The sequence below is a fragment of the Herbaspirillum sp. NPDC087042 genome (assembly GCF_044745245.1).
Classification (GTDB): Bacteria; Pseudomonadota; Gammaproteobacteria; order Burkholderiales; family Burkholderiaceae_D; genus Herbaspirillum.
Genome location: NZ_JBIUZW010000001.1, coordinates 426,726 through 447,168 on the forward strand (window position 1 = coordinate 426,726; position 20,443 = coordinate 447,168).

Below are 20,443 nucleotides of genomic sequence, written 5' to 3' on the forward strand. Positions count from 1 at the left end.
TCGCAACAATACTGGAGATCCCCATGCGCATCCTGCTGGTCGAAGACACTGCTGACGTGGCCGAGGCCATCATTTCCCATCTTGCCCGCATCGGCCATACGGTCGAATGGGAGAGCAATGGCGCCCAGGCCAGCCAGCGCCTGGGCGACTCCTACGACCTGCTGATCCTGGATGTGATGCTGCCGCAGCAGGACGGTTTCTCGCTGCTGGAGCAATTGCGCGGACGTGGCCAGCATACGCCGGTGCTCATGCTCACCGCCTGTGCCGAGATCGAGGAACGCGTGCGGGCGCTGGACCTGGGCGCCGACGACTACCTGGTCAAGCCCTTCGACTTCCGCGAGCTGGATGCCCGCATCCGCGTGCTGCTGCGTCGCAGCGGCGGCGAATCGACCAACCAGATCCAGTGCGCCAACCTGCGCATCGACCGCAAGAGCCGCACCGCCACCCTCGATGGCGCACCCATCGAGCTGACCCGGCGTGAAGTCACGCTGCTGGAAATCATCGCCGCCCGCCCGGGGCGCATCTTCAACAAGGATGAGTTGATGGATAGGCTCTTCACCGTGGACGACACCCCCAATGCCAACACGGTGGAGCAATACGTGGCACGGCTGCGCAAGAAGCTCGCGGGCGCGGCCTTCGAGATCCGCACCCTGCGCGGCCTGGGTTACCAGCTGGTGCTGCAGGCGCCGGCCGAGGCGGGCGCCACCGCCGGCGCGCGCCTCTGATGCAGGGCCGCGCGCAGGACGTCGTTGCCGGGCGTTCGCTCTATACCCGGCTGGTGGTTCGGGTCGGTGCGGTGCTGCTGGTATCGGCCGCCGTCCTGCTGATCGCCATCTGGATCTCCACCCAGTTCGCCGCGCGCCAGGCCTACGACCGCATCCTCACCGGCAGCGCCCTGCAGATCGCCGAAAACACCTGGTACGACCACGGCGAGGTCAATGTCGATGTGCCGCTGGCGGCGCTGTCGATGCTGGGCACGGGCGACCACGCCATCTATGCGGTGTTCGATCCGCAGGGCCGGGTCATCGCCGGGGATGGCGAATTCCGCCCCGAGATTCCCTGGGACGCGCTGGAACAGGGCCCGCTGCTGCGGGATGGCGAATACCTGGGCACGCCGGTGCGCATGGCCATCATCGGCCGCCGCATGCCGGTGGCCGGCCCCCATCCCTGGGCCGTGATCGTGCTGGCGCAGACCAATAACGCCCGCATGTCCTTCGCCCAGAGCCTGGGCAGCAAGGCGCTGCTGGTGATCGTGGCCATGAGCGTGCTCACGCTGGTAGCGGCCATGTTCACCCTCTACCAGGCACTGGCGCCGTTGAAGCGCATCGAGGCCGCCATCCGCGAGCGCGATCTCAATGACCTTTCGCCGCTGGTGTTGACGGTGCCAGCCGAGACCCATGCGCTGGTATCGGCCATCAATGCCTTCATGCAGCGACTGGCCGTGCATCGCGCCACGATGCGCCGGGTCATCGGCGACGCCGCCCACCAGTTGCGCACCCCCGTTACCGCACTGGTGGCGCAGATGGAATTGCTGGAGGGGGATACCACCGAGGCGCAGCGCCGGCGCCATCTCGACCAGTTACGTGAACGCACCCGTCACCTGGGCGCGCTGGTGAACCAGCTGATCAACCACGCCATGGTCCAGCACCGCAACGACAGCCGCCTGCAGGAGCGCATCGACCTGGGCCAGCTGGTGCGGGCAAGGATGAGCGAAGTACTGTCCCACCGTGAGCGCATGCCCGCCGAGCTGTCGCTGGAAGTGCCACCCCTGCCCTGCCTGATCCTGGGCGACGCCATCAGCGTGGGCGAGGCGATCAAGAACATCCTCGACAATGCCCTGCAATACGGGGCCGTGGGATTGCTGCAGGTACGCCTGGACAGCGATGGCGCCAGCCATCAATTGCATTTCGTCGACGATGGCCCCGGTATCGATGCCGCGGACTGGGAGCGGCTGCGCAAGCCCTTCTCGCCCCGCAGTGGCGAGCGCATGGGCGCCAGTCTTGGCCTGTCCATCGTCGAGGAAGTCATGCGCGCGCATGGCGGCGAGATGCGCTTTGCCTATCTGCCCGACGGGCATTTCTCGGTGGCGCTGGTGTTCCCGGCCTGGCAGGCGGATTCAGGGCAGGCTGGCTGAAGGCTGTTACGGCACGCTACTGCTAGCGTTTTACTTCCATTCCAGGATCGCGCTGCGGCGGTCCAGCCAATGTACCTTCACGCCAGCCGGCGCGACCTTGCGACCGGCGCAGGCGCTGGCGGCCAGCGCAAAGGGCGCATCGTAATAGCGCCCATTGGCCGAGGAGCGCAAGGGCGTCTGCGGCGCATTGCTGGCGATCCAGTCCGCCGGGTTGGTACGCAGGAAGATCATGCAGGCGCCGCCTGTGGCCTCGGCTACCTGGCAGCTGCAGCTATTGCCGGAGGTGGTGATGGGCTCACTCGGGGGCGCATTGCGGTTCAGGCTGTCGGGAATCGGTACGGGGACCGGGACCGGCACAGCCTGCTGGTGCGTGCCATAGTGGCCGCCGAGGTCACGCGTGGTGACCTGGGCGACGGCCTGGAGGCTGCTTGCGGCAAGCAGCAGGACGAGGATACGGGATGCGATCATGGTAAGGGATCCAGGGCGGCAATGATGGCTCAGGCCCGCGCGCGCAGGCGCCACAAGCTGGTGGTCTCCTTGCTGCGCGCAACGAACAGCGGATCGTCGCGATCGGCGGCCTTGCCGTGGCGCGGCTTGATGTCGTGACGCGCCACCACCTCCAGCCCGGCGGCGGCGATGGCATCGGCCAGCATGCCGGGGGCACGCAAACCCAGGTGCTCGGCAAAGTCCGACATGATGAGCCAGCCCTCGCCTTGCGGTTCCAGGTGCTGCGCCAGACCATTGAGGAAGCCCAGCAGCATGCGGCTGTCCGGGTCATAGACCGCATGTTCGATGGGCGAGCTCGGACGCGCCGGCAGCCAGGGCGGATTGCACACGATCAGGGGCGCGCGTCCGGGCGGGAACAGGTCGGCCTGCTGCAGCTCGACCTGGCGCAGTAGACCCAGCGACTGCAGGTTCTCGCGGGCGCAGTCCAGCGCGCGTGCATCCATATCGGTGGCCACCACCTTGCGCACGCCACGCCGTGCCAGCACGGCCGAGAGCACCCCCGTGCCCACGCCGATATCGAACGCCAGCGTGGTCGACGGCAACGGCGCCTGCGCCACCAGATCGACATACTCGCCGCGTACCGGCGAGAACACGCCATAGTAGGGATGGATGCGACCGCCCAGCGCGTCGATCTCCACGCCCTTCTTGCGCCACTCATGCGCGCCGATCAGGCCCTGCAGCTCACGCAGCGAGACCGAAAAGGCGGTGCCGGCCAGATCCGCGCCATAGGCTTCACGGCAAGCGGCCTGCACATCGGGAGCACGTCGCAGCGGGATGCTGAAGCCCGCCTCCAGCGGGATCAGCAACATGCCGAGGATGCGTGCGCGCTGGGCCTGCATCTGGCGATGGTGATGGAAAGCCTGCGCCGGGGTCTCGGCAGCCGCCTTGCCGCGGCTCTTGGCCAGGGCGCGCTCGCGCGCACGGTCAACGCGACGGCCCAGCGCCTGCAGCAACAGCCGCGCATTCTGGAAGTCGCCGCGCCAGAGCAGGCCGGTTCCCTCGCAGGCCAGCTTGTAGGCGGTATCGGCGGCAATCTGGTCGTCCGCCTCCTGTACCCGCTTAGGCGGCGGGTTACCGGCTTCGGAATGCCAGTGCAGGCGTTGTTCGGTGGCGCCGGATTGCCAGGCGAGATAGGCGGTGGAATCGTCTTGTAAGGTCATGAATCAGGGTCAACTAGGGCCGCGCAGGAAGCGCCGCACACAAACAGCCGTCAGTGTAACAAAGCATGCGTATCCGCCGGGTCGGAACTTACTTTCGTCGATGGCGGCCAAACAAGAGAAATTTGACGCCGGGCAAACCCTGGCGGCTTTTTTTCGCCGGCTCCGTCGCAATGCGCCTATGATGGAGCCGTTCCATCATCGAAGGAGAATCTATGAGCGAGCAAGCGCAAACCCCGCGTTTCGATCACCAGCGGCTGCTGGATATGGTCGGCGAATTCGAGCAGGAATTGGCCAAACTGCCCGCTGGAAGCGCCGAGGCGCAGCAGCTGGGTGATGACATTGCCCGCCTGCGGCAACACCTGAGCGATCCGCAGCCCCACGCCGGCGCGGTGCAGGACTCCTGGCAATCGCTGCGTCGCGCAGCCGACAGCCTGGAAAACCAGGTCCTCAAGGATAGCCCCTACATCACCGAGATGGGACGCATCATCGGCCTGCTATAAACTGGGAACTGGGCCGCAGGCAACAGACGCCCCGCTCTTTCGGAAAAAAACCGCCTGACGCAGCACTGCGTCAGGCGGTTTTCTCTTGGGGGGCGTTCTCTATGGAGGGGCCGCCATCAATGCGCTGGCAAGGGAATCCACTCGGTCTCCCCCGGGATATCGGGGAAGACTTCCTTGTTACGATTGTTCCAGGCCTCCTTGGCAGCCTCGATCTTCTCGCGCGAGGTGGCGACGAAATTCCACCACACGAAGCGCGGTCCATCCAGCGGTGCGCCACCGAGCAGCATGAAGACCGTCTCGCCCACTGCCTTCAGGCGGACCGTGGCACCCGGCTCCAGGATCGCCAGGGTGCCGGCCTCCAGGGGCTCGCCATCCAGGCTCACATCCCCCTTGACGACATAGACGGCACGCTCCTGCGTCTCGGCCCCGATGTCCAGCTCGGCGCCCTCACGGGTGCTACCGGCCACGTACAGCGTCGGGCTGGCGCTGACCACCGGGGAAGTCACACCGAAGGCCGAGCCGGCCAGCACGTGCAGCCTGGCGCCACCGACCTCGGTCTCGGGCATGTCGTCGCTGGCATAGTGGCGGAACAGCGGATCACCATCTTCCTGATCTGCCGGCAATGCCACCCACATCTGCAGGCCATGTACCGGCACCTTCTGTTCGCGAATATCGTCGGGAATGCGTTCGGAATGGACGATGCCGCGACCGGCTGCCATCCAGTTCACCGCGCCCGGGGTGATGCGCTGGACCACGCCCAGGCTGTCACGATGCATCATGGCGCCCGAGAACAGGTAGGTGACGGTCGCCAGACCGATATGCGGATGCGGACGGACGTCGCCTTCGGTCGTGCCGGCGTCGAATTCCACTGGCCCCATGTGATCGAAGAAGACGAAGGGACCCACGGTACGGGCCGCAGCGGCCGGCAGCAGGCGACGTACCGGGAAACCGATGTCGCGGGTCAGGCCGTGGATCTTGTGGCGGATGTTGCTCATGTTGTTCTCCTGGTGGGGATGGGCGCCGCAGCGCCCGCCTTCGGTAAATGGACTTGCCTGTGAGGGATCAGAAACGACCGGCGCGGAAATCGTCGATGGCTTCTTCAACCTGTTCGCGGGTATTCATCACGAACGGGCCCCACTGCGCGATCGGCTCGTTCAGGGGCTTGCCGGCAATCAACAGGAAACGGCTACCCTGCTCGGCCTTGACCGTGACACCAGCGGCCCCCTCCACATTGCTCAGCACCGCCATGCGACCGGCATCTGCGGCACGGGGCTCGCTGCCCGGGGCGCCGACGGCCAGCCGGCCTTCATACACGTAGAGGAAGGCATTGTGCGTGGCCGGGATCGGCAACTCCAGCGTGACGCCGGCTTCCAGCGCCAGATCCAGATACAGCGGCTCGGTGGTGTCGCGGCGGATGGCGCCGTCGGTGCCGAAGGCACTACCGGCCAGCACGCGCACCTTCACACCCGGTTGCGGCGAGGTCTCGGGGATACCGGCCGAGGGGATGTCCTGGTAACCCGGCGTGGTCATCTTGTCGCGACCGGCCAGGTTCACCCAGAGCTGGAAACCGCTCATGAGGCCATTTTCCTGTTCCGGCAGTTCCGAGTGCACCAGGCCCCGGCCTGCGGTCATCCATTGCATGCCACCCGGCTCCAGCAGACCTTCGTTGCCAGCATTATCGCGGTGACGCATGCGGCCGGCCAGCATGTAGGTTACGGTCTCGAAGCCACGGTGCGGATGGTCGGGGAAACCGGCCAGGTAATCGCTGGGCTCGTCCGAATGGAAGGCATCGAGCATCAGGAAGGGATCCAGACGGCGTTGCAGGTCATGGGTCAGAACGCGGGTCAGGCTCACGCCAGCGCCATCCTGGGTAGGGATGCCGTTGACCAGGCGCTCGATCTGGCGGGTGTAGGGGGTGCTCATGCTGCTCTCCTTGTCATGGGCCGGCGCCGGGTAGGCGCGGGCCGCTCATTGGAATGTCGTTATGGTGTGGCTTAATCAGTGGGCTTGTTCAGGCTGGGCGTCGGGTTCGATGGAGGACACCAGCAGCAAGGCGCCGATCAGGGCCACGTTCTTCAGGAAATGAATCAGCTGGGCCTGCGCAGCGGCGCCTTCCAGGGTCCAGAAATGGTGGGCCGACAGCGTTGCGCCCACGGTGAACAGGGCAATCACCAGCGATACCGGACGTACGCCACGCCCCGTCATCAGCAGCAGGCCACCACCGACTTCGACCAGGATCGTGACCAGCACGGTCAGGGTGGGCAGCGGCAGGCCGATACTGCCGAAGTAGCCGACGGTGCCGGCGAAGCCGACGATCTTGAAGATGCCGGAAATGACGAACAGCGATGCCAGCAGGACGCGGCCGATGCGATAGGTAGTGAAATTGGTGATCATGGTAAGCCTCTCAGTATGGGATGTTGTGTTGTATTGGTTTTCTTGCGACTGCCCGGTAATGCGCCGGCCTTGTGCTTTGCCCTTTCGGCGTTTCGCTGCAGCCAGTGACGACAGAATAGGCAAATTCGACCAAACAACAAACTGATTATCTTTTTATAATCACTATCGAATTATTAGATATAGTTGACTTTCTGTCCTTTACCCATGCCCCGCCCATGAATATCGAACGCCTTTCCCTGGACCAGTTGCGGGTCTTCGTCCAGGTCGCCGACAGTGGCAGCTTCCTGGCGGCCGCCCGCAAGCTGGCGCGCGCGCAATCGGCCGTGAGCTATGCCATCGCCTCGCTGGAAGACCAGCTGGGGGTACTGCTGTTCGACCGCAGCGGCTACCGGCCGCAGCTCACCGATCCGGGCGTGGCCTTGCTGGCCGATGCCCGCCAGGTACTCGATCATGTGGATTCGCTGCAGGTGCGAGCCAGCTCCTATGCCCGGGGCCAGGAACTGGAAGTGGCGCTGGCGGTGGATGTGTTCTTCCCCAGCGATTGCCTGGTGGACCTGCTGCAGCGCTTTCGCGATGCCTTCCCTGCCGTGACGGTGCGACTGGAGGTGGAAGCACTGGGTGCGGTGGCCGAGCGGGTGCTGGACGGACGGGCGATGCTAGGCATCCTGGGCACCCTGCCGACCACGCCCCCCAACCTCTTGCGCATCACCCTGCCCAGCGTGCGCCTGGTGGCGGTGGTGGCGCCACATCATCCGCTGGCAAGCGTCAAGGGAAGGATCTCCGAAAAACTCCTGCAGCAGCAGACCCAGCTGGTACTGAGCGACCGCAGCGAACTGACCGCGCGCCAGGACTTCTCGGTGCACTCGCGCCTGACCTGGCGCATGAGCGATCTCGGCACCAAGCATGCGCTGCTGCGCGCCGGCATGGGCTGGGGCAACATGCCCCTGCATGTGGTCAAGGATGACCTGGCAGCGGGACGCCTGGTCACCATCAGTACCATCCATCATCCGCCACAGGGGGCCGAACTGCCGATCCAGTGCGTCTACAAGCCCGATCATCGTGCCGGGCCGGCGCTGTCATGGTGGCTGGATTCGCTGGCAGCGCTGAAGGCGTTGGAACCGGGCGGCTAGAGGCCAGGATGTGTATTAAGGGATATTTCCTATAATATCAATTTATAAGACAAAGACGATAATTGGTAAATATAAGTTTTTTCTTGTATTGCGTATTTATCGCTCTTGTCCTATATTCTTGCCATGAAGGACCGGCGTCGCATCACCGGCCCGACGCTGCCTCCTGGAGTCACCATGGCCAATGATTTCCCTATCAGTATCTCCGCCCAGCTCAGGGAGCATCTGCGTGCCCTGCGCAAGCAACAGCACCTGACCCAGGCCCAACTGGGCCAGCGCATTGGCGTGAGCCAGGCCCGCATTGCCGAGATCGAGGCCAATCCCGGCGCCGTGAGCGTGGAGCAGATGCTGTTGCTGCTCTCCACCTTGGGGGCCTCATTGCACCTGCACCTGCATCTGGACCCGCGCTCCGACCCGCCCGCGCAGCAGGTTGCCGAACCGGCGGCGGCCCCCTATACACCCGGCACGCCCATCCCACGCAAGCGGGGCTCCTGGTAATGCGGCAGCTCGATACCTGGATGAATGGTGAACTGGTCGGCACCTGGAGCATGGACCGCCAGTTGCACCGCTTCCGCTATGCCCCGGGCTGGTCGGCCTCGCCGCATTTCCGGCCGCTCTCGCTATCCATGCCGCTGACCGCCTCGGGCGAACTGCGCGGCGACATGGTGCGCCACTACTTCGACAACCTGCTGCCGGACAACCAGGCCATCCGCGAGCGCCTCCTCAACCGCTATCGGCTGGCCTCGACCGAGGTGTTCGACCTGCTGGAAGCCCTGGGGCGCGATTGCGTCGGCGCGGTGCAACTGCTGCCGCCCGGGCAAGCGCCACAGGGCTGGCAGAGCATCCACTGCGACACCCTGGATGAAGAACGCATCGCGCGCCTGCTGCAGGAACTCCCTTCGGCCAACCCGCCGACCGTGCAGCAGGAAGACATGCTGCGCATCTCCATTGCCGGCGCCCAGGAAAAGACCGCTCTCCTGCGCCATCGTGGCAAATGGTGTCGCCCCCTGGGTGCCACACCGACCACGCACATCATCAAGCTGCCGCTGGGCCTGATTGGCGGCGTGATGCAACGGGTCGATGCCGGGGATTCGGTACACAACGAATGGCTGTGCTCGCGCATCCTGGCCGAGTTGGGCTTGCCGGTGGCACCGGCCAGCGTGGAAAACTTCGGACGGCATACCGTGCTGGCGGTGGAGCGATTCGATCGCCAGCGCATGCGAGGTGGCTGGATCGCCCGGCTGCCGCAGGAGGATTTCTGCCAGGCCTTCGGGCTGCCGCCGTCGCGCAAGTACGAGAGCCAGGGCGGCCCTGGGCTGGAGCAATGCCTTGGCCTGCTCAATGCCAGCAGCCAGGCCGGTGACAAGACGTTTTTCCTGCTGGCGCAGCTGGCTTTCTTCCTGCTGGCGGCCACCGATGGCCATGCCAAGAATTTCTCGCTGCACCTTCATGCGGGAGGCCGCTACGAGATGACGCCACTGTATGACGTACTGTCCATGTGGCCCTATTTCGGCCGTGGTCCCAACCAGTTCAACCTGCGCCACGCCGGCCCGGCCATGGTGCTGCGCTCACGCAACCAGCACCGGCATTTCCATACGATAGAAGCCCGTCACTGGCATCAGCTGGCGCAGCGCCATGGTGGCGAAGCGACCTGGCAAGCCATGCTGGCCCTGGTGCAAGCTGCCGATGGCGCACTGGCACGGGTCGAAGCAGCCCTGCCGTCGGACTTCCCGGCCCGCACCTGGGAACGCATCGCCCAGGGCGTGCGCAACCATGCCGAGCGCTTCCTGCGCGGCAGCGCCTAGGCAACGTTCACAGCGCCGCAAAGCGCTCGCGGTACTGCCCCGGGCTCACCCCCAGCTGACGCAGAAAGACCCGCCGCAGGTTCTGTTCCTCGCCATAACCGGACTGGCTGGCGATACGCTTGATCGGCAATGACGTCTCTTCCAGCGCCCGGCGCGCCGCTTCCAGACGCATCAGCTCCACCGTACGCGCCGGTGTGCGGCCGGTCTCGGCCACATAGCTGCGGGCAAAGCTGCGCGGACTCATGTTGACCTGGCGCGCCAGGTTGTCCACGCGCAGGTCGGCATCGAGGTGGGCGGCCACCCAGGCGTGCAGCTCGGCAAAACGTCCCGTCCCCATCGATTGCGCTGCCAGCGGCGTGCTGAACTGCGATTGTCCGCCCGGGCGCTTGATGAACACCACCAGTTGGCGCGCGGTGGCGATGGCGCTCGGATGGCCCAGGTCCTGCTCCACCAGCGCCAGCGCGAGGTCGATGCCGGAGGTCACGCCGGCAGAGGTCCAGATACGCCCCTGGCGGATGTAGATCGGATCGGGATCGACCTGCAGGGCCGGATAGCGGCGTTGCAACTGTTGCGCCGACGACCAGTGCGTGGTCACCCGCAAACCATCCAGCACGCCCGCCTCGGCCAGGTGGAAGGCGCCGGTACAGACCGAGCAGATGCGCCCGGCCAAGGGCGCCACCCGCCGAATCCATGCCACCAGTGCCGTATCGAGCGTGAATTCCTCGCCATTGCTGCCACCCGGCGAGACCAGGGTATGCAGCCCCTGCCCGTCCTCCAGCAAGCCATCGATCTCGGCCAGCGACTGGGTGGCCACCGGCAGTCCGGCACTGGTGACGATGGCGCCGCCACGGGCCGAGGCCACATGCAGCCGATAGACCTCCCGCCCCTGCAAGCGGTTGGTGGTAGCCAGCACCTGAAGAGGGCCGGACAGGTCGAGCAGGTTCATGCCGTCATAGGCCAGCAGGACCACGCGATGGGCAGAAGGATGGAATGTCATGCCAGCCATACAGTGAAAACAGTGAAAATAAGGAATGAAAACCCGGTCGCAGGATCTTAGCGCAGGCCGGTCGCCAGTGCCGCGCCAGCGCTACGCTGCACCCGCATCCAGCGCACGGTGGCCAGTGCCGACAGCAGCAGGATGGGCAGGATCGCCAGGTTCAGGCTTTGCCAGCCGAAGCGTGCCAGCAAAGGGCCCGCACCCAGCGTGGCCACGACAGTGGCACCGTAGCGCATCAGCTCGGACAGGCCCTGGGTCTTGGCGCGTTCAGACGGGGTATAGGACTGCGCCAGCAAGGTGGTGCCGCCCACGAACATGAAATTCCAGCCCACGCCCAGCAGCAGCAAGGCCACATAGAAGGCCGGCAGGCTGGTCGAGCTCATGGCGGTGACGGCGCAACCCAGGTTCATCAGCAAGCCGGCCAGCAGCACACGGCCCAGCCCGAAGCGCTGGATCAGCCGCCCGGCGAAGAAGGAAGGCGCATACATGCCCATGAGGTGCCACTGGATGATGGCGGCGCCATCGTCGATGCCATGGTGGCAGGCCACGGCCGCCAGCGGCGCGGCGGTCATGATGAACATCATCACCATGGAGCCGGCCACGTTATTGGCCACCGAAGCCATGAAGACCGGCGTGCGCACGATACGCGCCAGCGGCCTGGCCGGTGCGTGGGCCTGCGCATCGGCCACCACCGTCACGGCCTGGTCGCGGTAGAACAGCAGCAGGGTCAGCACCGACAGCAAGCCCATGAGGGCCACCACCAGATAGGCACCCGAGAACAGCGTCGCCGGGAACCAGTCCTTGCTCCACGCCGCCAGCGCCGGACCGACCAGGGCGGCAATCACGCCACCGGCCAGGACGGTGGAGATGGCGCGGCCCTTGGCCTCTTCCGCCACGGCATCGGCTGCCGCCAGCCGGTAGTACTGGGCAAAGGCCTGGAATACACCCACCAGTGCCGTGCCCATGCAAAAAGTCCAGAACTGCGCATGGAATACCGACCAGACCGAGACCAGGCCACCCACGCAGCAACTGGCGGCCCCCAGTACGAAGGACCAGCGCCGTCCCAGGCGCTGGATCAGGAAGGCCGCGAACCAGGTCACCAGCGCGCCCGCCACCGTGATCAGGGCAAAGGGTAAGGTTGCCAGTGCCTTGTCGGGCGCGAGTTGCCAGCCGGTCAGGGCCGTCAGGGTCAGGTCGATCGAGATGGCGCAGGTGAACAGGCCCTGGCAGACCGCCAGGACAGTGGCGTTGCGGCTGGTAGTGGCACGAGGACGATCGGGGGAATTCATCGGGTTTTGCTCCTGGCGTTCGGTGACGTGGGGGACGTGGAAATGAAGGAAAATGATGGGAAAATTGTCGGATCGACGCAAAATGGCGTCAATGACACTAAACCTTCAATTCCTGCCAGGCAGCCTGATCGAGGCATGCCGGCAGTCCAGCCAGAGCAAGGAGGCTTTGCATGTTGATACAGGCCAGTGAATCCGCGGTACTGGTAGTCGATCTCCAGCAGAAACTGTTGCCGGCCATCCATGAGGGCCAAGCCGTCCTGGCCCGCACGGTGCGCATGGCCACCATCGCCGGCCTGCTCGGGGTCCCGGTGATCGGCACCGAACAGATGCCCGACAAGCTCGGCCCCAACCATCCCGATATCGCCCGCCTGTGTGACAAGATCTTGCCCAAGCGTCATTTCGATGCCTGCGCCGAGGGCTTGCTGCCGGCCCTGCCGACGGCGGTGCGCCAGATCATCGTGACCGGTTGCGAGGCGCACATCTGCGTACTGCAAACCGCGCTCTCGCTGTTGCATGCGGGCTATCGGGTGTTGCCGCTGATGGAAGGCTGCGGCTCGCGCCGGCCGGCCGACCGTGACGCCGCCTTCGAGCGCCTGCGCGCGGCAGGCGCCACGCTGGTCACGCTGGAAATGGTGGCCTACGAATGGATGCGTGAGAGCGGCCACCCGCAATTCCGCAACGTCCTGCAACTTATTAAATAGACAAAATTTATCTCATATGATGAGATAGTGTTGGCGTAACTGAAAAGTACTTCCGGTGTTGAAGCGATGAAAGTTTGTCTCCCGCCATGCATGGATACGTTGCAGTGCGGGGAACTGTGGTAAAACAACGGCATAAAAACATCGTGATGACGCCAAGCTACGTACCGTAGACGCCGCCACAACAAAGAGGAATTCGAAACATTTATGTCCAGCCTACCCGCTCCTTCGCCCACGCGCGCGCCTCCACCGCTGACCCTGCATGCCTTGCGTGCCAGTTGCTCGACCTGCAGCATGCACCAGCTATGCCTGCCAATGGGGCTGGACCAGAATGATATGCAACGTCTGGAGCAGGTCATCAACCGCCGCCGCAAGGTCAAGCGCGATGAACCGCTGTACCGCTTCAACGACAAGTTCGAGATGCTCTATGCCATCCGCCTGGGGCATTTCAAGACCTTCCAGCACAATCCCAATGGCGGCCAGCAGATCACCGGCTTCCAGATGGCTGGCGAATTGCTGGGCATGGATGCCATCGGTGGCGGCCAGCACCTGTGCGAAGCCGTGGCGCTGGAAGACAGCGAAGTCTGCGAGATTCCCTTTGCCAGCCTGGAAGACCTGTTCCGCGACATGCCCGCGCTGCTGCGCCAGTTCCACCGCATGATGAGCCTGGAAATCTCGCGCGAGCAACGCGTCATGCTGACCCTGGGCAGCATGACTGCCCAGCAGAAGATGGCGGCCTTCCTGCTCAACCTGTCCTCGCGCTATGCCAGCCGGGGCTATTCGTCGACACGCTTCCAGTTGCGCATGACCCGCGAGGAAATCGGCAACTACCTCGGCCTGGCCGTGGAAAGCGTGAGCCGCCTGGTCACCAACTTCAAGAAGACCGGCGTGATCGACGTCAACCACCGCGACGTCGAGTTGCGCGACCTGCCTGCCCTGCGCTCCATCGCACTGGGCGAAGACCCCTGCACCTGAGCGTGCAAGCGGCCTCTTGCACCCCGGCCATGGCCGGGGGCAGGCGGTAGAATGTTCGGATGACCGAATCCAAGCCGCCTCAAACGCTCCTGAACCGCTTCCTGCGCGCCCGCCTGGCGCCGCATCATCATCTGGGCCTGCCACTGACCACGGGCGTGTTGACCCTGCTGGCCTGTACCCTGTTCTTTGCACTGGTGGCCTACGAAGTCCACACCCATGGCGCACTCACGCACCTGGACCAGTCCGTGGCCGACTGGTTCAACCGCCATGCCTTCTCACCGCTCACGCAAGTCGTCCTCGGCTATACCCATCTGCATGGCACGATAGGTGTACTGGTCATGGGGGCAGTGCTGTTGCGACACATGCTGCGCACCCGTCAATGGCCCTGGGTAATTAATCTGATGCTGGTATTGCCCGGTGGCATGCTGTTCAATTTCACCCTCAAGCAGCTCTTTGCCCGCCTGCGACCGCATGTCGATGACCCCATCCTGGTGCTGCACAGCTACAGTTTCCCCAGCGGTCACACGATAGGTGCGACCTTGTTCTATGCCATGCTGGCGGCCTATCTGCTGCACCGGCCAGGCCGACCACCGGTCCGTGGCGGCAGGAGAGCAGTCATCATCGGCACAGCGACATTGCTGGTGGTGCTGACCGGTTTTAGCCGCGTCTATCTGGGAGCGCACTTCCTCAGCGATGTGCTGGGGGCGGCGCTGCTGGGCATGGCCTGGTTCGCGCTATGGACGACGCTGGTTTTCACGCTGCAACGGCACTATTGTGTGAGAGCGCACTCCAACTGACTTTCCCACGACCTTCGCTGCGGATGCCAGAACCGACAACCATCTACCAACATGCAGCAGCAGCCACCCTGCCCCGTCCCGAGGTGGTGGCCACCATCAACGCCCGTGCCGGTGGCGGCCATGCCCAGGCGCTGGCCGCCCATATCACCGAGCGGTTCGCCCAGCACGGACTGCACGCCACTGTCCACCTGGCCCACAGCGGTGAAGAGATGCTGGCCGTGGCGCGCCAGGCGGTCGCCGATCAGGTGCCGGTGGTGGCGGTCGGTGGCGGTGACGGCAGCATTAATGCGGTGGCCTCGACCTTGCTGGCCGCGGCCACCTGTCACAGCGCCCTGGGCGTCCTGCCGCTGGGTACCCTGAACCATTTCGCCAAGGACCTCAACATCCCGCTGGACCTAGACGAGGCCATCGCCAACATCGCCACCGGCCGACGCCTGCGGGTCGACAGTGGCGAAGTCAACGGCCAGGCCTTCATCAACAATTCCAGCCTGGGCCTCTATCCCGATATCGTGCGCGAGCGCGAAAAGCAGCAGGCCCGGCTGGGACGCGGCAAGTGGCTGGCCTTTGCCTGGGCCGCGCTGGGGGCGCTGCGCCGCTACCCCTTCCTGCGTGTACGCCTGCACATCGATGGCCAGCCGCACTGGCGACGCACGCCCTTCGTCTTCATCGGCAACAACCGCTACCTGATGCAGGGCCTGGATATCGGCAAGCGCTCCACCCTCACCGAGGGCCAGCTCAGCCTGTACGTGTGTCACCACACGGGTCGCTGGGGTTTGCTGCGCCTGGCGCTGCACGCCCTATTCGGACGCCTGGAGCTGGCCCATGATTTCGACGTATTGACGGCCACCGAGATCCATATCGAGACCCACCGCAAGCGCATGCGCGTGGCCACCGATGGCGAGGTGCTGATCATGCAGACACCGCTGCATTACCGCATCCGCCCGGCCTCGCTGGAGGTGATCGTGCCGCAGGAGGCAGCGTTGGCACCCACGCCCGGCCGCGCCGACAAGCTGTGGGCGGACGACTGATGCGTACCCTCATCCACCTCTCCGACCTGCACTTCGGCCGCACCGATGCCGCCATCATCGAACCGCTGATCGCCCAGGTCCATGAACTCAAGCCAGACCTGGTCGTGGTCTCCGGCGACCTGACCCAGCGCGCCCGCGCCAGCCAGTTCAAGCAGGCGCGCCAGTTCCTGGACGCCCTGCCGCAGCCGCAACTGGTGGTACCGGGCAATCACGATGTGCCGCTGTTCAACATCGCGGCTCGGCTGATGCAGCCGCTGCGCAAGTACCGCCGCTATATCACCGAAGAGTTGCAGCCCATCCACCTGGACGAGGAAATCGCGGTGGTCGGCATCAACACGGCGCGTGTGCTGACCATCAAGGATGGCCGCGTCAATGACCGCCAGATCGAGATGGCCCGGCGCCAGCTGGCCACCGTGGGCGACCACCTGGTCAAGATCATCGTCACGCATCACCCCTTCGACCTGCCGCCAGGGCCACAGCATCACGGCCTGGTCGGCCAGGCCCTGCCAGCCATGCGGGCCTTCGCGCTCTGCGGCGCCGACCTGCTGCTGGCCGGGCATGTGCATACCAGCTCTGCCGTCAGCAGCGCCGGACGCTATCGCATTGCCGACTATTCCGCGCTGGTGGTGCAGGCGGGTACCGCCACGTCCACACGCGGACGCGGCGAAACCAATTCCTTCAACGTGCTGCAGGTGGAGGCGCACCAGATCGTGGTGCACCGGCTGGGTTGGATGGAAGCCGAGCGCTCCTTTGCGCTGGCCGGCTCCCAGACCTTCGTGCAGCGGGGCAGCGAATGGTTCGAGCAGCAGGACGATGGCCAGCTTATCGGCTAGCCAGCTTCCAGCGCATCACATCCACCAGCAGGAACAGCAGCAGGCTGGCGCCCATCAGGGGCAGGTTCCAGCCCAGCAGGATGGCCAGCACCACCAGGCTGGCACGCGCGACCGGCGGCAAGCCCAGGAAGGCCCCGGTCAAGGGCGCCAGGCTGGATCCGGCCGCCGGACGCCGCCGCCACCACATCACATATCCCAGCACGATCAAGCCCGTCAGGGCGATGCCGAAAGCGGCCATCAGGATCTGGTTGGCCAGGCCGAAGAGCACGCCCATGTGCGCATCCACACCCCAGCGGATCAGCTTGGCGATGAGCGGGAAGCTGGCAAAATCGGCACGGCTGGTGATGCGCATGCGATCGGCGTCGATGGCCACCGTATCGACCTGCGTGGGCCAAGAACGGTCCACTTCGCGCACCGTCCAGGCCTGGTTGGCCGCACGCGGCGGCCGGATCTCGATCTCGCTGGCATCGATGCCACCGGCACGGGCGATGGCTTGCACCAGATCGAAGCGGGCCGGATCACCGACGGCAGGCATGGACATGGTCATGCCATGGGCGGCCATGTGTTCGGCATGTTCGCCCATGTCCATCGCAGGCGCGCCCGGCTGCAGCTGGGTCGAGACCGAGGGCGTGACCCAGCCCAATTGGGTACGCATCATGCTCACCCGCTCCCCGGCCCAGCGTGACCAGGTCAGGCCGGTGGCCGAAAAGAACACCAGTCCGATCACGATCCACAAGCCCACCAGCGCATGCAGGCGCCGCGCCGTCAGGGGCCGCCGCACCGAGGTGCGAGTACCGCGCTTGCGCGCCCGCCACCACAGCCAGACCCCGCCCAGCGCCCCCAGCCACAGCCAGGAGGCGGCCAGTTCACTGTAGTTGCGGCCCAGCTCGCCCAGCATCAGGTTGCGGTGCAGATAATCCAGCGTAGTGCGCAAGGGCAGCACGCCGCTGGTGCCATAGACGATCAGGTCACCCCTGACCTGCAGGCTGACCGGATCGACGAAGATGGCCCGACTCTCGGAGTCGCCCAAGCCCTTCTGGCTGAACATGACGCGGGTATTGAAACCATCGGCCTTGGCCGGGCGCACCGCAAACAGCTGCGCCTGCGGTCCCAGGAAAGCCTGGGCCGCCGCCACTTGGGCCGCCAGCGGCTGCGGCGTTCCCTGCGAGCTGTTGTACAACTGGCTGGCATAGAGCCGGGATTCGATCTGGGGCGTGAGCACGTACAGGGTGCCGGTCAGCGCCGCCACCAGGATGAACGGGCCGACAAACAGACCGATGTAGAAATGCAGACGCATCAACAGCGCCTGCCATGCGCTCACGCTCTGGCGCCGGGCGATGGCCTGGCCGTCCTGCGCGGGCTGGAAGGATTGGGTGGTCATGGAAGGAGGAAGGCCTGCGCACCGCTGGCGCACAGGCTGGCTGACTGGAATGGCGCATTGTAGGCGGCGTCCCGGCCGCTGCGAATGTGGCAATTTGTCGCACCATGAAAAAGAGCCGCCGGAAAAACCAGGCGGCTCTTGCATCCTCCAGCCGGCAGGCACGCCGTCAAGGGCGCGCCACGCGGGGCTTACAGAGGGTTTTCGTCGATCCAGTCGCCCGAAAAGTCGAGGATGTAGGCAATCGCCTCGTCTTCGGTATCGAATTCATTGGTCGGCGCCTTGCGCTGGTAGCGCAGCTTGCCGCTGCCATCCTTGCCTTCGTGAATCACGAAGCAAGCCATGATTTTTCCGCTGTCGAGTTTCTTGAGCTCCGGGATGACGACGTTTCCCCTATACGGGAAGAGTTGGGACATGAATGAAAGCCTCCTTGTTGCGAGGCGCAATGCTAGCACAAGCGCGACCAGCCTACCTAAGCGCCGCGTTTTCCTCAGCCCGTCACGATATTTGCAACTTTGTTGCATTTGTGAGATATTCGCAACTCTGTTGCATTTAAGAGATGCATTCGAGAGATCTTCCTGCCCTGGCCGGGCTCCCCTGATTTCCCTCGGCCGAGGCGCTTAACCCGATCCCGCACATCATGACCAACGCCCAACGCCAGCCCGCCGACCGCCGGCTTCCCGTCACCGTGCTTTCCGGCTTCCTCGGTGCCGGCAAGACCACCCTGCTCAACCACATCCTCAACAACCGCGAGGGCCGCCGCGTGGCGGTCATCGTCAATGACATGTCGGAGGTCAACATCGACGCCGCGCTGGTACGCGATGGTGGTGCCGACCTCTCCCGCACCGACGAAAAGCTGGTGGAGATGAGCAATGGCTGCATCTGCTGCACCCTGCGCGAAGACCTGTTGCTGGAGGTACGCAAGCTGGCGCGCGAACGTCGCTTCGACCAGCTGGTGATCGAATCGACCGGCATTTCCGAGCCGCTGCCGGTGGCCGAGACCTTTACCTTTACCGATGAAGATGGCGCCAGCCTGTCCGACATCGCTCGCCTGGATACGATGGTGACCGTGGTGGATGCCTTCAACTTTCTGAAGGACTACAGCTCCCAGGACAGCCTGGGCGAGCGCGGCGAATCGATGGGCGAGGAAGACAACCGCACCGTGGTGGACCTGCTGGTCGAGCAGATCGAGTTCTGCGATGTGATCGTCCTCAACAAGCTGGACCTGGTGCGCCCGGATGAGCTGGACCGACTACACGCCATCCTGCGCAAGCTCAATCCACGCGCCCGCATCGTCAGTGCCGAGTTCGGCAAGGTGGCACTGGACCAGGTCCTGAACACCGGCCTGTTCGACTTCGAAGAGGCCAGCCAGGCCTCGGGCTGGCTGCAGGAGCTACGCGGCGAACATGTACCGGAAACCGAGCAATACGGCATCACCAGCTTCGCCTGGCGCGCCCGGCGTCCCATGCATCCGCAGCGCTTCTTCGCGCTGGTCAACAGCGAATGGCAGGGCGTGGTGCGCTCCAAGGGCTTCTTCTGGCTGGCCTCGCGCCCCGCGCAGGCCGGGTCCTGGTCGCAGGCCGGGGCTGTCTGCCGGCATGGACTGGCCGGTAAATGGTGGGCGGCGGTGTCACGCGACCAATGGCCGCAGGACCAGGAATCAATCGATTTCATCCTGCAGCAGTGGGATGACAATGTCGGCGATGCACGCCAGGAACTGGTCCTCATCGGCATCGACATGGACCAGCAAGCCCTGCGCGAGCGCCTGGACGCCTGCCTGCTCAGCGACGCCGAGATGGCGCAAGGACCGATGGGCTGGGCGCGCATGCCCGATCCCTTCCCGCTGTGGGGCCAGGCATGAGGCCTGCCTTGCCTGACGTGGCGCGCGAGCAGCGCGCCGACATCGCCTTGCCGCTGGACTGGGTCGGCATGCGCGGCATCGCCCTGCCCGTGCGCCTACCGGATGGTGCGGCGGTCGCCGCCCGCGCGGAAGTGGCCGTGGACCTGCCCGATGCACAGGCCAAGGGCATCCACATGTCGCGCCTGTACTTGCTGCTGGAAGAATTCTCGGCACGTGCGCGCAGTACGCCGATCGCCCTGCGCAGCTTGCTGCACCAGATGCGCGAAAGCCATGCCGATTGTGGCTCGCGGGGTGCTGCCGTCAGGCTGGACTTCGAGCTGTTGCAACAGCGCCCCGCCCTGGTCACACCCGGCCTGAAAGGCTGGAAGAGCTACCCGGTGACGCTGGCGGCCGAGCTGCATGAAGCCAGCACCCGTATCACCCTGCGGGTGCGCATTGCCTATTCCTCCACCTGCCCCTGCTCCGCCGCGCTGTCACGCCAGGCCTTGCAGGATGCCTTTACCGCCGACTTCGCAACGCAAGCGAAGATAGACCAGGCAGAGGTCCTGGACTGGCTGTCGCGACGTGCCAGCCTGGCGACGCCGCACAGCCAGCGCAGCGAAGCCGATCTCAGCATCGCGCTGTCCGGGGACAGCACGCATTTGCCGGTACTGGCCTTGATCGACACCGCCGAGCAAGCGCTGGGCACACCCGTGCAGACCGCCGTGCGGCGCGCCGACGAGCAGGCCTTCGCCCTCAGCAACGGCGCCAACCTGATGTACGTGGAAGACGCCGCCCGCCGATTGCGCCAGGCCATCGAAGCGCGCTTCGGCGCCTGCGCGGTACGGGTCAGCCATGTCGAGAGCCTGCATGCCCACGATGCCGTGGCCGCCACCGCCAGTCCCGGCTGGCAGGACCAGGTACGCTGATACCCTCCGGGCAGGGTGGCACGCCGCCGCAAACCGGGGTATTGTGCAAGCC

Annotated in this window: 22 protein-coding genes; 13 read left to right on the top strand and 9 right to left on the bottom strand. The window is 65.1% G+C overall.

The window, feature by feature from the left end; translation table 11 throughout:
• The first annotated feature begins 23 nt into the window (after positions 1-23).
• Positions 24-725 (top strand): response regulator transcription factor, encoded by a 702-nt coding sequence (locus tag ACIPHN_RS01885; RefSeq protein ID WP_400431920.1) that lies wholly within the window; start codon positions 24-26, stop codon positions 723-725.
• Positions 725-2,134, top strand: coding sequence for a sensor histidine kinase (locus ACIPHN_RS01890; protein ID WP_400431922.1), 1,410 nt, complete (start codon positions 725-727; stop codon positions 2,132-2,134). Before ACIPHN_RS01885 ends, ACIPHN_RS01890 begins: the two co-directional genes overlap by 1 nt.
• Positions 2,135-2,164: 30 nt before the next feature.
• Here the strand turns inward: ACIPHN_RS01890 and ACIPHN_RS01895 are convergent, their stop codons facing one another.
• Positions 2,165-2,602, bottom strand: a complete 438-nt coding sequence (locus ACIPHN_RS01895; RefSeq protein WP_400431925.1) for a hypothetical protein — start codon at positions 2,600-2,602, stop codon at positions 2,165-2,167.
• A 29-nt stretch (positions 2,603-2,631) separates the two neighbouring features.
• Positions 2,632-3,801, bottom strand: coding sequence for a methyltransferase (locus ACIPHN_RS01900; protein WP_400431928.1), 1,170 nt, complete (start codon positions 3,799-3,801; stop codon positions 2,632-2,634).
• 212 nt (positions 3,802-4,013) lie between these two features.
• Here ACIPHN_RS01900 and ACIPHN_RS01905 point away from each other — a divergent pair, with 212 nt between their 5' ends.
• Positions 4,014-4,301 carry a hypothetical protein gene (locus tag ACIPHN_RS01905; RefSeq protein WP_400431931.1) on the top strand — a complete coding sequence of 96 codons (288 nt, stop codon included), beginning with the start codon at positions 4,014-4,016 and terminating at the stop codon, positions 4,299-4,301.
• A gap of 116 nt (positions 4,302-4,417) precedes the next feature.
• Here the strand turns inward: ACIPHN_RS01905 and ACIPHN_RS01910 are convergent, their stop codons facing one another.
• From ACIPHN_RS01910 to ACIPHN_RS01920, 3 genes are all read right to left on the bottom strand, one after another.
• On the bottom strand, positions 4,418-5,296 hold the full coding sequence (locus tag ACIPHN_RS01910; RefSeq protein WP_400431933.1) for a pirin family protein: 879 nt from the start codon (positions 5,294-5,296) through the stop codon (positions 4,418-4,420).
• 67 nt (positions 5,297-5,363) lie between these two features.
• Positions 5,364-6,224: a pirin family protein gene (locus ACIPHN_RS01915; protein ID WP_400431936.1), complete on the bottom strand. Its 861-nt coding sequence runs from the start codon at positions 6,222-6,224 to the stop codon at positions 5,364-5,366.
• Between the two features lie 75 nt (positions 6,225-6,299).
• Positions 6,300-6,695: a DoxX family protein gene (locus ACIPHN_RS01920; RefSeq protein ID WP_400431939.1), complete on the bottom strand. Its 396-nt coding sequence runs from the start codon at positions 6,693-6,695 to the stop codon at positions 6,300-6,302.
• Positions 6,696-6,910: 215 nt separating this feature from the next.
• Here ACIPHN_RS01920 and ACIPHN_RS01925 point away from each other — a divergent pair, with 215 nt between their 5' ends.
• The 3 genes from ACIPHN_RS01925 to ACIPHN_RS01935 all read left to right on the top strand — a co-directional run bounded on the left by ACIPHN_RS01925 (position 6,911) and on the right by ACIPHN_RS01935 (position 9,627).
• Positions 6,911-7,825, top strand: coding sequence for a LysR family transcriptional regulator (locus ACIPHN_RS01925; RefSeq protein WP_400431942.1), 915 nt, complete (start codon positions 6,911-6,913; stop codon positions 7,823-7,825).
• 174 nt (positions 7,826-7,999) lie between these two features.
• The gene (locus ACIPHN_RS01930) at positions 8,000-8,320 is read left to right on the top strand and encodes a helix-turn-helix transcriptional regulator (RefSeq protein WP_400431945.1); all 321 of its coding nucleotides are present in this window, start codon (positions 8,000-8,002) and stop codon (positions 8,318-8,320) included.
• Positions 8,320-9,627, top strand: a complete 1,308-nt coding sequence (locus ACIPHN_RS01935; RefSeq protein WP_400431948.1) for a HipA domain-containing protein — start codon at positions 8,320-8,322, stop codon at positions 9,625-9,627. The genes ACIPHN_RS01930 and ACIPHN_RS01935 overlap by 1 nt, the downstream gene beginning before the upstream one ends.
• A 7-nt stretch (positions 9,628-9,634) precedes the next feature.
• Here the strand turns inward: ACIPHN_RS01935 and ACIPHN_RS01940 are convergent, their stop codons facing one another.
• Both ACIPHN_RS01940 and ACIPHN_RS01945 read right to left on the bottom strand, forming a co-directional pair.
• Positions 9,635-10,624 (bottom strand): GlxA family transcriptional regulator, encoded by a 990-nt coding sequence (locus ACIPHN_RS01940; RefSeq protein ID WP_400431951.1) that lies wholly within the window; start codon positions 10,622-10,624, stop codon positions 9,635-9,637.
• Positions 10,625-10,680: 56 nt separating this feature from the next.
• Complete coding sequence (locus tag ACIPHN_RS01945; RefSeq protein WP_400431954.1) at positions 10,681-11,913, bottom strand: MFS transporter; 1,233 nt, start codon at positions 11,911-11,913, stop codon at positions 10,681-10,683.
• A 170-nt stretch (positions 11,914-12,083) separates the two neighbouring features.
• Between ACIPHN_RS01945 and ACIPHN_RS01950 the strand changes: the two genes are divergently transcribed.
• From ACIPHN_RS01950 to ACIPHN_RS01970, 5 genes are all read left to right on the top strand, one after another.
• On the top strand, positions 12,084-12,614 hold the full coding sequence (locus tag ACIPHN_RS01950) for an isochorismatase family protein (protein ID WP_400431957.1): 531 nt from the start codon (positions 12,084-12,086) through the stop codon (positions 12,612-12,614).
• 204 nt (positions 12,615-12,818) lie between these two features.
• A complete protein-coding gene (gene fnr / locus ACIPHN_RS01955) occupies positions 12,819-13,586 on the top strand; it encodes a fumarate/nitrate reduction transcriptional regulator Fnr (RefSeq protein WP_400431959.1) in 768 nt (255 codons plus the stop codon).
• A gap of 59 nt (positions 13,587-13,645) precedes the next feature.
• Positions 13,646-14,383 carry a phosphatase PAP2 family protein gene (locus tag ACIPHN_RS01960; RefSeq protein ID WP_400431962.1) on the top strand — a complete coding sequence of 246 codons (738 nt, stop codon included), beginning with the start codon at positions 13,646-13,648 and terminating at the stop codon, positions 14,381-14,383.
• Between the two features lie 23 nt (positions 14,384-14,406).
• Entirely contained in the window at positions 14,407-15,411 is a 1,005-nt protein-coding gene (locus ACIPHN_RS01965; RefSeq protein ID WP_400431965.1) for a diacylglycerol/lipid kinase family protein, read from the top strand.
• Positions 15,411-16,244 (top strand): metallophosphoesterase family protein, encoded by an 834-nt coding sequence (locus tag ACIPHN_RS01970; RefSeq protein WP_400431968.1) that lies wholly within the window; start codon positions 15,411-15,413, stop codon positions 16,242-16,244. The genes ACIPHN_RS01965 and ACIPHN_RS01970 overlap by 1 nt, the downstream gene beginning before the upstream one ends.
• On the opposite strand, the gene ACIPHN_RS01975 is transcribed toward ACIPHN_RS01970, so the two are convergent.
• Both ACIPHN_RS01975 and ACIPHN_RS01980 read right to left on the bottom strand, forming a co-directional pair.
• Positions 16,234-17,625 (bottom strand): PepSY-associated TM helix domain-containing protein, encoded by a 1,392-nt coding sequence (locus ACIPHN_RS01975; RefSeq protein ID WP_400431971.1) that lies wholly within the window; start codon positions 17,623-17,625, stop codon positions 16,234-16,236. The two genes, ACIPHN_RS01970 and ACIPHN_RS01975, sit on opposite strands and share 11 nt — an antisense overlap.
• 188 nt (positions 17,626-17,813) lie before the next feature.
• The gene (locus ACIPHN_RS01980; RefSeq protein ID WP_400431974.1) at positions 17,814-18,038 is read right to left on the bottom strand and encodes a hypothetical protein; all 225 of its coding nucleotides are present in this window, start codon (positions 18,036-18,038) and stop codon (positions 17,814-17,816) included.
• Between the two features lie 224 nt (positions 18,039-18,262).
• Here ACIPHN_RS01980 and zigA point away from each other — a divergent pair, with 224 nt between their 5' ends.
• The gene (gene zigA / locus ACIPHN_RS01985; protein WP_400431977.1) at positions 18,263-19,483 is read left to right on the top strand and encodes a zinc metallochaperone GTPase ZigA; all 1,221 of its coding nucleotides are present in this window, start codon (positions 18,263-18,265) and stop codon (positions 19,481-19,483) included.
• A complete protein-coding gene (gene folE2 / locus ACIPHN_RS01990; protein WP_400431980.1) occupies positions 19,480-20,391 on the top strand; it encodes a GTP cyclohydrolase FolE2 in 912 nt (303 codons plus the stop codon). The genes zigA and folE2 overlap by 4 nt, the downstream gene beginning before the upstream one ends.
• Positions 20,392-20,443 lie beyond the last annotated feature (52 nt).

Bases quoted from the DNA above. Each gene is read 5' to 3' on its own strand.
- ACIPHN_RS01945 (WP_400431954.1), bottom strand. From the start codon at position 11,913: ATGAATTCCCCCGATCGTCCTCGTGCCACTACCAGCCGCAACGCCACT.
- zigA (WP_400431977.1), top strand. From the start codon at position 18,263: ATGACCAACGCCCAACGCCAGCCCGCCGACCGCCGGCTTCCCGTCACC.
- ACIPHN_RS01885 (WP_400431920.1), top strand. From the start codon at position 24: ATGCGCATCCTGCTGGTCGAAGACACTGCTGACGTGGCCGAGGCCATC.
- ACIPHN_RS01910 (WP_400431933.1), bottom strand. From the start codon at position 5,296: ATGAGCAACATCCGCCACAAGATCCACGGCCTGACCCGCGACATCGGT.
- ACIPHN_RS01915 (WP_400431936.1), bottom strand. From the start codon at position 6,224: ATGAGCACCCCCTACACCCGCCAGATCGAGCGCCTGGTCAACGGCATC.
- ACIPHN_RS01925 (WP_400431942.1), top strand. From the start codon at position 6,911: ATGAATATCGAACGCCTTTCCCTGGACCAGTTGCGGGTCTTCGTCCAG.
- ACIPHN_RS01965 (WP_400431965.1), top strand. From the start codon at position 14,407: ATGCCAGAACCGACAACCATCTACCAACATGCAGCAGCAGCCACCCTG.
- ACIPHN_RS01950 (WP_400431957.1), top strand. From the start codon at position 12,084: ATGTTGATACAGGCCAGTGAATCCGCGGTACTGGTAGTCGATCTCCAG.
- ACIPHN_RS01940 (WP_400431951.1), bottom strand. From the start codon at position 10,624: ATGACATTCCATCCTTCTGCCCATCGCGTGGTCCTGCTGGCCTATGAC.
- ACIPHN_RS01970 (WP_400431968.1), top strand. From the start codon at position 15,411: ATGCGTACCCTCATCCACCTCTCCGACCTGCACTTCGGCCGCACCGAT.
- ACIPHN_RS01895 (WP_400431925.1), bottom strand. From the start codon at position 2,602: ATGATCGCATCCCGTATCCTCGTCCTGCTGCTTGCCGCAAGCAGCCTC.
- ACIPHN_RS01920 (WP_400431939.1), bottom strand. From the start codon at position 6,695: ATGATCACCAATTTCACTACCTATCGCATCGGCCGCGTCCTGCTGGCA.
- ACIPHN_RS01935 (WP_400431948.1), top strand. From the start codon at position 8,320: ATGCGGCAGCTCGATACCTGGATGAATGGTGAACTGGTCGGCACCTGG.
- ACIPHN_RS01930 (WP_400431945.1), top strand. From the start codon at position 8,000: ATGGCCAATGATTTCCCTATCAGTATCTCCGCCCAGCTCAGGGAGCAT.
- ACIPHN_RS01900 (WP_400431928.1), bottom strand. From the start codon at position 3,801: ATGACCTTACAAGACGATTCCACCGCCTATCTCGCCTGGCAATCCGGC.
- ACIPHN_RS01980 (WP_400431974.1), bottom strand. From the start codon at position 18,038: ATGTCCCAACTCTTCCCGTATAGGGGAAACGTCGTCATCCCGGAGCTC.
- ACIPHN_RS01960 (WP_400431962.1), top strand. From the start codon at position 13,646: ATGACCGAATCCAAGCCGCCTCAAACGCTCCTGAACCGCTTCCTGCGC.
- ACIPHN_RS01975 (WP_400431971.1), bottom strand. From the start codon at position 17,625: ATGACCACCCAATCCTTCCAGCCCGCGCAGGACGGCCAGGCCATCGCC.
- fnr (WP_400431959.1), top strand. From the start codon at position 12,819: ATGTCCAGCCTACCCGCTCCTTCGCCCACGCGCGCGCCTCCACCGCTG.
- ACIPHN_RS01890 (WP_400431922.1), top strand. From the start codon at position 725: ATGCAGGGCCGCGCGCAGGACGTCGTTGCCGGGCGTTCGCTCTATACC.
- ACIPHN_RS01905 (WP_400431931.1), top strand. From the start codon at position 4,014: ATGAGCGAGCAAGCGCAAACCCCGCGTTTCGATCACCAGCGGCTGCTG.
- folE2 (WP_400431980.1), top strand. From the start codon at position 19,480: ATGAGGCCTGCCTTGCCTGACGTGGCGCGCGAGCAGCGCGCCGACATC.